The sequence below is a fragment of the Candidatus Albibeggiatoa sp. nov. BB20 genome, assembly GCA_016744725.1.
GTDB lineage: Bacteria > Pseudomonadota > Gammaproteobacteria > Beggiatoales > Beggiatoaceae > Albibeggiatoa.
On the sequence record JADGDW010000155.1, the window covers coordinates 1 to 10,388 of the forward strand.

A 10,388-nucleotide genomic window follows, 5' to 3' on the forward strand; every position below is an offset into this window, starting at 1 on the left:
ATTTACAACTGTACTACCCTCTGGCGGCACAAATTCATACGCACCAATATCACATGTGCTAGAACGAGCAGTACCACGTTGATCTAAATCTTCACATAAACTGTTACCCGCATCAACACCAACCGAATTACCATACAGTATGATTGTTGAGGTTAAACCATCATTATCTGCTGGAGAGGATGCCAGTTTAGGGTCTACGGATAATTCTGCTGTGGTTAAACCATTACTCAAACAACTACCGTCTTCAATAATATTATTGCTACCTAAAACAGTACTTGAAGTGATATAACACTCTGACTCAGAGGGGGTTGAAGAGTTGGCTAAAATACTGTTGTTCATGGTCAAACTACTATCTTCAACATAAATACTAGTACCATTGCCATGTGTACTGCCAGAATCAGCTCTGAGTGTATAATTTTCTGAAAATGTGGAGTTATTTACCGTTAAAGTCGAGCTGCTAGCAATAATAGCTCCCCCTCTATTTGCACTATTCTTATAGAAAGTTGAGTTTGTCACTTCGACTACAGAATTTTGTGTAAGTGAAATCGCACCACCACTGAAAAAATCTTCACTCATGCTATTATTCACAAATGTGCTATTAGCAATTGAAACTAAACCGCTATCCCATACTCTAATTGCAGCACCGCCTTGATGTGCTTGATTACTATCAAAGGTAGAATTAGTGATTGTAATATAATTATTACCATTCTTAATTGCAATTGCGCCACCGTCAGCCTGTGATACAGCCTTATTTGATTTGAACAAGCATTGATCTATTGTGGCTGTTGCCTTCCCTTCAAAAATTATTGCACCACCATTATTATCATTACCTGATGTTTGAGCATTTTGCATAGTTAAGTTTTTAAGCGTGACTGATTTGTTACCATTAGGTAAATAAAATAAACGGGTTGAATTGCCTCCATCAATGATGACAGAATTGCTTTGCCCATCAATGCTAAGGTCTTTATTGATCGTAATTTCAGAACTTAGATTAATTGTGAGTGAGTCAGAAAAAGTAATAGTCCCGCCAGCACAAGCCTCAGTCACTGCCTGACGTAAAGAACCTGAGCCATCATCATTTTCATTAGTGACAACTGAATTACAACTGGTCTCTGGTGTCGCGGATATTTCCTCACTATAATCACTGGTTAAAGCATTGGACTGACCTGAATGTATTGGCGTATAGGTTTCAACCACAAAATAATATTTTGTACCTTCGGTTAAATCTGTAATATTTTGATTACTTATTGATTTATCTGCTGTATTCACACTGTTATCGTATGAATCAGAACTTGTACCATAGCGAATGGTGTAATAGCCATCATCGCTTGTATAAGCAATCGGTGTCCAAGCAATTTGTACTTCAGTCTCTGATATTACCGTTGCAGTCACATTGCTCACAGGGACAGTTTGAGTATTAAGCCAGTCACTATCAATGTTTTCAAGGCTACTGGGATTTTCCGCACTGCTTAAGGCGTTATAACTAAAATCACCTGCATTCAAACTAAAAAAATTAGTTAGATCAGGAATTTCACCTGTTAAGGTATTTTTATATAACAATAAATCCGTCAAGCTAGTTGGTAAATTACTCGGGATTGAACCTGTTAATTTATTTGAGTGAAGATATAAAAGCTGAAGGTTAGATGGAAAATCAGTTTCCATTGAAGTAAGTTGATTATTATCTAGTTTCAATTCTATTAATTCGGATAAATCGCTAACACCTTGCAAATCGCCCGTTAAATTGTTTGTGCTTAAATGTAACTCTTGTAGTTGGCTCAATGCACTTAAATCTGGAATTTCGCCTGTTAAATTTAGCCCATCACGCAATATTGCGACTACATTAGTTGCTGGGTCATCACAAATTACACCAGACCAATCACATGGTGCATCTGTTTTAAGCCAGTTATTGCCTGATTTATCTGACCAGTTATGCCCTTCTGTTGCAACATACAAGCTCACTAACGCCTCACATTCAGAAGTAGGAATGTCAGTTTGAGCTAAACATAAATTATCAAAAACTGATTGAGGTGCATCTATAATTAGGGATGGCTCAGCATCTCCGCCAGATTGTAATTCATTATTTTGTCCCCAACACCATGCTTCTCCTCCAACAATTGCACAGCGGTGCTTATCTATACTACTGTCCAATACAGTAATATCCGTATTGATTGTCGTTGCATAAGGACTCACTTGGCTTCCATCAAGTTCATTAGCCAACTGCGCAATATCATCACTACCCCAACATTGGACTGCCCCACCACTAAATAAAGCACAAGTACTTGAATGGCCTGTCGAAACATCAGTGACTCCACTATTGTCTGGGATTGCTTGTACAGGAGAGGCTTGTCCTCCTATACTGCTTGATAATGTTCCATTACCCAATTGCCCTTCATCATTAAGTCCCCAACACAACACGCCGCTATCAACAACCGCGCAAGCATGTTCAAATTTGGCACTGACTTTTGTTGCTCCAGATAATATGCCTGAAACCGTATTTGGCGTGGTTTCATCAGTATTACTGTCATTTCCTAATTGGCCATTATTGTTGCGCCCCCAGCATTTAACCGTACCACTGGCAATCACTGCACACGTAAAATCTTCACCTGTGGCAATATCCGTTACACTTGTTAAATCTTTGACAGTCACTGGTGTTAATTGCGAATCAAATGAGGCATCCCCCAATTTTCCATAATCATTATTTCCCCAGCACTGCATATTATTATCTACAATTGCACATGTATTGGAGTAGCCTGCAGAAATTTTTGTAACCTTACTTCCAGCTCCAAGACCAGATACATCAACAGCGATACTGCTTGCCGTTGTATTACCTGTGCCTAATTGACCAGAGTCATTATTCCCCCAGCATTTCACACCACCATCTACAATTGCACACGCGTGATTAGTTCCAGCGGTGACGGCAGTTGCACCATCAGAAATCCCAATAACATAAGATGGATATTGAGTATTTTCCGCTGTTCCATCACCTAGACTATTATTATCATTACTGCCCCAACAACGTACTTTTCCTATGTCAGTCACCACACAAGAAAAGCCATTACCTGTGGCAATATCTGTTACATCAGTCAACGCGATAGATGCAGCATAGACTGGCATTGATAAGCTAAATATAAAGACAATGAACAATCTGCTAACAACCATAATGGGAAAAGCAGAAGTCAGTAAAATACGATGAACTAATGACAGAATCATCAGAGCCAGTTGAGACAGAAAAGCCTTTAACAAGCACCCTGTCCGATATTTTAGTCTAAACATAACAAATTTCCTTTAAAGCCTCTTTCATACAAAGAGCACTTATGAATCAGATTATTACCTAAAAAGTAAGCAAATTTCAGACATATTGGCTATAGTATAGATGATTTTAAGCAGGTAATAAGTACCGTTTGTCATCGCCAAGTTAACGATGAGTAAGGATAATAACTGAGGTTCAATCTAAAAAATAATTTTTATTATTTACTATGGAACAAGAATATTTCACTGTATAATCAAAGCCATCATATAAAATAACGGCTAAAAATAATGACTGATAAAAAAGTTGAAATCCTTGAAAAAATAACGTGCCATGCAGGATTTTTCACACTCAATCGCTACAAATTAAGACATAGTTTATTTTCTGGAGGCTGGAGTAATGAGTTGCTACGAGAAGTATTAGAGCGTGGACATGCTGTTGCCGTATTGCCTTACGATCCAGTAACCGATAATGTGGTTTTAATAGAACAATTTCGCCCCGGTGCAATGGTGGCAGAACATAATCCACCTTGGTTGTTTGAAATTGTGGCTGGCATTATTGAACCGAATGAACAGCCTGAGCAAGTTGCTGATCGAGAAATGCAAGAAGAAGCGGGTTGTGAAATTTTAGATCTAAAACCTATTTATCACTTTTTTGTTAGCCCCGGCGCAGTTTCAGAAACCACACAATTGTATTGTGCCAAAGTCGATACAAGCAATATTTCGGGACTACATGGTGTAGAAGCCGAAGATGAGGACATCAAAGTGCATGTTATGTCCTATCAACAAGCCATGCAAATGTTAAATGAAGGACAGATTATGTATGCTCCAGCCATTATGGCCTTGCAGTGGTTAGCATTAAACCGAGATGCAGTGCGCCAAGACTGGAACAGCTAATATTTATAGTCAATTTTGGCTTATATATTAGGACTGGCAGTCTTTTTATACTTTAAATATCAAACACTTTTGAAATCAAGGACTGCCAGTCCTGTATTACTTTAAAATAAAACGACTATAATCAATGCTTCAAGTGCCTAAAAGTCTTCCCAATCATCGTCATTATGTCCACCATGCCCTGCTTTTAAATGGGGTTTTTGATGCGGTGGCAGTACATGGGCTGCATGTTCAGTGGTCATAGCATGGCTTAATTGATGTAAACGACTATGGTTATCATGCTCCAATATATCATCATATAACAAGTCATTATCTATTGTGAAAAAGTCGGTTTGCTCACGTAAAATCAATGCTTGCTCAGCCATAGACTCACTGGCAGAAGCCGCTTCTTCCACCATTGCCGCATTTTGCTGAGTCATTTCATCCATCTGAGTCACGGCTTTATTAACCTGATGAATACCTGATGATTGTTCCTGACTGGCAGCGGAAATTTCTGAAATAATGTCGCTGACTTTTTTCACACTGGTAACTATTTCATCTAAGGTTTCCCCAGATTTATTCACTAATTTAGTGCCTTCATCAACTTTAATGACACTGTCTTGAATCAAATTTTTGATTTCTTTAGCCGCCGAGGCACTACGTTGAGCAAGATTACGTACTTCGCTGGCAACCACAGCAAAGCCTCGACCTTGTTCACCTGCCCGTGCCGCTTCCACCGCCGCATTTAACGCAAGCAAGTTGGTTTGGAATGCAATATCATCAATCACATCAATAATATCCGTGATTTCGCGGCTGCTGCTACTAATCTCATTCATTGCCGTGACGGCTGAGCCTACAACTGCTCCTCCTTTCTCTGCCAAATTACGTGCATTAATAGCAAGCTGGGTGGCTTGAGTGGCATTGTCTGCATTTTGTTGCACGCTGCTGGTCATTTCCTGCATACTGGCGGCGGTTTCTTCTAATGCAGAAGCTTGCTCTTCAGTCCGTTGATTAAGACTTAAATTGGCTTGGGAAATTTCTTCCGCTGCGGTTTTAACCGAACGCGCTGAATTGATGATGGTTGTCATACTTTCAGTTAATTTAGCAATCGTGATGTTGGCATCATTTTTAAGCTGCTCCAACTCACCACGGTAATCTCGTTTAATCGTTTGGGTTAAATCACCTTGAGATAAGGCTGAAAAAATAGTCGCAATATCGCCTACTGCAACTTGATTAAATTCTATGATTTTATTCACACTGGCACTAAAGGTATGGAAAAAGTCAGTTTTATCTTCCAGACCAATACGTTGGCTAAAGTCCCCTTCTGATGCGGCTTGAATGACGCTACTGATTTCTTTTTCAGTCGCCACTTGAGTGGTAATCTCGCGCCATTCTGCAACAGTCCCCACTCGCTCACCTTCAGCATTAATAATAGGTGTGGTTACAGATGCAATTACGCATTCTCCCACATTAAATTTAGAAATATAGCTAGAGGTTAAATCATCAACTAATTTGCGCTGATGAGCGGGGTTTTTATGGAAATTATCCACACAAGTGCCAAGCAGATTATTTACATCGAAGTGTGGAAATTGGGCTTTTACTTTGTCAGTAGACAATAAATCATAAGCTGATTTGTTTGCATAGACGATATTAAATCCCGTATCCGTGATGAAAACACTGGTTGTGACGCTATCGAGAGCTGCGGTTAAGCGTAGAGCTTCGTCAGCGACTTGCTTATCAGATGTTGCCCGTTTTTGTAATTGGTGCTGCATTTGTTGCAAAATGTGTAATAAATTGCCCGTTTCATCTTTAGAATCAACCTTAATTTGGCTGCTTAAATCACCGTCTTTAATCGCCGTAGCAACCATACTGGCTTGAGTTAAGCGTGCAATAATCCCCGTCCAAATCAAATAGGCTAACAATGTTGATAACAGTACGATAATAGCAATAGACGCTAAAATATAGATAAGGTTTAAATAGGCCTGTTTGCTTAAGTTTTCCGCCTGCCATTCCAAATCACTGGCTAATTGTTTTTGAATTATGATTAATACTTCAATTTTTTCAGTCTGCATTTTTGACCAATACTCAGGGGCTACCGTGGCTATTTGCTCAGGGTCTTGGCTCAATGCAATTTTTTCCATTCGCTGAGTTTCTTGTAAAAAACCGCCTTGGAATGTTTGTTGATAAAAGGCTTTTTGTTGTTCAACAAAATAAGTGTTAACCGCCCGTTCAAATAACAGCTTTTGTACAGCAGAGAGCTCTATATATTTGCGATATTGTTCAGGGGTAAAATGTTGTTGACTGAATACCATTGTGAGTAGAGAACGTTCAATTGCAACTATTTCTTGAGCTTGTAAAAAATTGATATAAGCTAATTCATAATGGAAAATGCTCTGCTCTGTATCCACACTTGCCAATTGCATCACAAAGTCTAAGATAACCTCATTGAGCTCAGAATATAGTTGCATTGCTTGGTCAGGCACGATTTGACGTGCGCTCACCTTATTCCGCATCGGATCCAAATCATCTAAACGTTGTATCACTTGATTCAAATTTATTTGTAAACTTTTATCATAATTATGGATTTTGAAGTCTGCTACAAATTGTTTTAAAGCCTGTATACTTTCAGCGGTACGTTCCGCTTCATATTCCAGTTGAGTGACATATTTATTATCTTGACTGCGCAAATGCAACACGCTAATCAAATGTTCACGCTGGATTTCATATACTAAATTGCTTAATTTAATTGAAAGATGGACTAATTCATCTAATTTTTTCATCTTATCGTAAGTTTGATATTTTTCGACCGTACCCATGTAGGCAAAAAATAATAAGCCCATAATCGGTAAAAAAATCATGAGACTCAGTTTGTATTTAATGCCCAAGTTAGCAAGCCAGCGTTTCATATTGTATACCTTATGATTGATCCACTTGCTCAAGTACAGCAAGTTCTTGTGAATTTAATAGCTTATCTATTTCCAATATAATCACCATTTTATCTTCAACGGTGGCTAAACCTTTGATAAATTCGATACTAATAACACTGCCAAAATCAGGAGCGGGTTTAATTTCACTTTCAGGCATATCATAAACATCAGATACTGCATCAACCACAACGCCCATAATCCGACTTTTACCTGTCGCAGGATTCACCACTCGCACCACCACAACCACAGTCATTGCACCATAGGCCAATTTATCTAAGCCAAAGCGTAAACGTAAATCAATGATAGGTACAATTGTGCCGCGTAAGTTAATGACACCACAAATATAATCAGGAGTATTAGGAATTGGGGTGACTTTGCTCCAACCTTTAATTTCCTGTACCCGCAAAATATCCACTGCATACTCTTCAGTCGCTAGTACAAATGTAAGATATTTATTTGCAATGTGTTGTTGCACATCATCTGGCATCGTGCTCATTATGGTTGCTCCTCAAGAATTATCTACAGACAATCCCATCTATTAGACTCGGAATTCAATAATATTCACGCTTTAACTGGTTTCTAAAAACGAGGCATTATTTCTACGAGAAGGTAAATTAATATTGTAATGACTACGGAACAAATGTAACAAACCTGCTGTATCTAAAATCAGAGCAACTTCACCATTACCTAGAATAGTTGCGCCTGAAATGCCAGGAATCTGCTTGTAATTAGTCTCTAAACTTTTTATCACAATTTGCTGCTGTGATAGTAATTCATCTACAAATAAACCAATTTTTTGTCCATCGCCTTCCACGACAACAAGTAAACCCTGTTCTAAATTAGTTAAATCGGTGTTGACTTCAAATAAATCATACAAGCGCAAAATAGGAATATATTCATCACGTAGTTTATAAACTTCAGCTTGTCCTGCTAATTCATTGACATATTTTTTATTAACCCGTAAAGATTCAATAATTGATAGCAATGACAAAATATAAATTTGTTGACCTACACGAATTAATTGGCCATCTAAAATAGCTAAAGTCAGAGGCAAGCGGATTGTAAATGTTGTCCCTTGTCCACGCCGTGAATACACATCGATACTGCCCGCTAAGGAGCGAATATTACGCCGCACCACATCCATGCCAACCCCTCGTCCAGACAAATCGCTAACTTGAGTGGCGGTTGAAAATCCAGGGTGAAAAATAAATTCATAAATTTGTTCATCAGTTAAAGTATCTTCCGTCCCAATCAGCCGTTTTTCAATCGCTTTTTGACGAATTTTATCGACATTAAAACCTGCACCATCATCACTAATTTTAATAATAATACTGCCACTTTGGTGAAATGCGTGAAGCCGCAAAGTTCCTGTTTCAGGTTTACCTTGTGCAACTCGTTCATCAGGCATTTCAACACCATGATCTAAGGCATTACGTACTAAATGAACCAGCGGATCGCCGATTTTTTCTAAAACTGTTTTATCTAGCTCAGTTTGTTCCCCAGATAATTCTAAATGAATTTTTTTACCTAATTGAGTGCTTAAATCATGTACTAAACGCGGAAAACGGCTGAATGAAAAACTAATAGGCAGCATCCGAATTCGCATGACACTTTCTTGCAATTCACGGGTATTGCGCTCTAGTTGTGCTAAACCATTGCGTAAACTGTCTATTTGCTCATTATCGAAATTTTCGCCAATTTGGTCTAACATCGATTGAGTAATCACCAGTTCGCCGACAATATTGATTAAAGAATCTACCTTATCAATACCCACTCGAATCGAGCTGGTTTCAGAACTATTGTTTTTTTCTTTAATATGCGCTTTATTAACAGTTTGTTGGGTATTATCAATATGTTGTGGTGTCTCAGAAAGGTGAGCTTGCTCTACAGTTTGAGCTATATCAACACTGACCGCTTTTTGATTATTTGCTTCAGAAACAGATTTAGGTTCTATTATTTGAGCTTGTGTTACCGCCTGATTTGAATTTGTTTCGCTGATTTCAATTTCAGTGGTTTCTGATTTTACTGTATTTGACTCTAGTAATTGAATATCTAACTCACAATCCCCTTCAACCCATTCAAAAATTTCTTCAATATCTGTTTTATCAACTGTTGTGAGCAGTTCCAAGTCCCAATTTAAATAACAGCCTCTTGGATTTAATTCAGTAAATTCAGGTAATGTACTATGATTTGGAATAATTTTAAGCGAGCCTAATTCTTCAAGTTCTCTGAATAAATTGATCGGATCATTGCCCGTTATCAGCATATCCTCATAAGGTTTAAAGCTGATCGCCCAAGTTTTTGGCTCTGGCACGGGTTTTTCAATAAGGTCGTCAGCTTGGTTTTCAGATGCAACAATATCTCTGTTGCTAGAATTCGGCTGGATAACAATATCTTGTTCTGGAAATGCTTCTTGCTGTATCGGCGCACTGAGAATGGCTTCTAAACTGTTTTGACAGGCTTTGACTTCATTTTCATCCACAGGCGAGCCATCTTGTAAGCCATCAAGCTGCATTCTTAAAATATCAACAGTGTGCAAGAGCAAATCAATGATATTTTGGGTCACCAAATGTTCACCATTACGCACTTCATCAAGCAGGGTTTCTGCAACATGGGAAAAATTAATCACCTGTTCATATTGGAAAATGCCTGCACCACCTTTAATCGAGTGTACACAACGAAAAATGCTATTCACTTGCTCTTTGTCTATTTCCCCAATTTGTACATCGAGCAAAGTAGATTCCATTGCATCTAAACTTTCAAGACTTTCTTCAAAAAATAGTTTTTTGACTTCCGTCATATCTACAGACATAGGCTACCCCAATACTTTTCGCACCGCCATAAGCAGTTTATCAGGATTAAAAGGCTTGATAATCCAACCTGTTGCCCCTGATTTTTTGGCTATTTGTTTTTTTTGTGGATCGGTTTCTGTTGTCAATAGCAAAATGGGTTTAAAGCGATAATTGGGCAAAGCACGTAACTCTTTGACCAAAGACAAACCATCTAATAATGGCATATTGACATCAGTTATCACTAAGTCAAACGTATGGCTTTGTGCTAATCGTAATGCAGCTTGACCATTGTCTGCCTGCATAACCTCATGGCTGGCTTCAGTTAAAGTGTAAGCTAGCATTTGGCGCATCGCAATTGAATCATCACTAATTAGGATGTGAGCCATTTGTGACACCATTGTTCTGGGCAGAAAATATTCATTTAGTATAATCTATATTAGGTTGTTGTTTAATAGGTTTATGAAAGCAAGATTATTTAATTTAGTCAATAATGATAAAACCCACAGATTTAAAAATGATCGTTTTACTCATTTCTACTATTATTACCTGT

The 10,388-nt window shown here is 38.2% G+C and carries 6 protein-coding genes; 1 reads left to right on the forward strand and 5 read right to left on the reverse strand.

Going from position 1 to position 10,388, the window contains the following annotated elements; all coding sequences use genetic code 11:
* A partial coding sequence (locus ABXH34_RS15040) for an RCC1 domain-containing protein (RefSeq protein WP_353572705.1) occupies window positions 1-3,273 on the reverse strand: 3,273 nt, incomplete at its 3' end.
* Window positions 3,274-3,537: 264 nt separating this feature from the next.
* On the opposite strand from ABXH34_RS15040, the gene ABXH34_RS15045 reads away from it, so the two are divergent.
* Window positions 3,538-4,143: an NUDIX domain-containing protein gene (locus ABXH34_RS15045; RefSeq protein WP_353572706.1), complete on the forward strand. Its 606-nt coding sequence runs from the start codon at window positions 3,538-3,540 to the stop codon at window positions 4,141-4,143.
* A 137-nt stretch (window positions 4,144-4,280) separates the two neighbouring features.
* Here ABXH34_RS15045 and ABXH34_RS15050 read toward each other — a convergent pair whose 3' ends face one another.
* The 4 genes from ABXH34_RS15050 to ABXH34_RS15065 form a co-directional block, all read right to left on the reverse strand.
* On the reverse strand, window positions 4,281-7,025 hold the full coding sequence (locus ABXH34_RS15050; protein WP_353572707.1) for a methyl-accepting chemotaxis protein: 2,745 nt from the start codon (window positions 7,023-7,025) through the stop codon (window positions 4,281-4,283).
* Between the two features lie 10 nt (window positions 7,026-7,035).
* Window positions 7,036-7,542, reverse strand: coding sequence for a chemotaxis protein CheW (locus ABXH34_RS15055; protein WP_353572708.1), 507 nt, complete (start codon window positions 7,540-7,542; stop codon window positions 7,036-7,038).
* A 72-nt stretch (window positions 7,543-7,614) separates the two neighbouring features.
* Window positions 7,615-9,858: a chemotaxis protein CheA gene (locus tag ABXH34_RS15060; protein WP_353572709.1), complete on the reverse strand. Its 2,244-nt coding sequence runs from the start codon at window positions 9,856-9,858 to the stop codon at window positions 7,615-7,617.
* Window positions 9,859-9,861: 3 nt separating this feature from the next.
* A complete protein-coding gene (locus tag ABXH34_RS15065) occupies window positions 9,862-10,224 on the reverse strand; it encodes a response regulator (protein ID WP_353572710.1) in 363 nt (120 codons plus the stop codon).
* Window positions 10,225-10,388 lie beyond the last annotated feature (164 nt).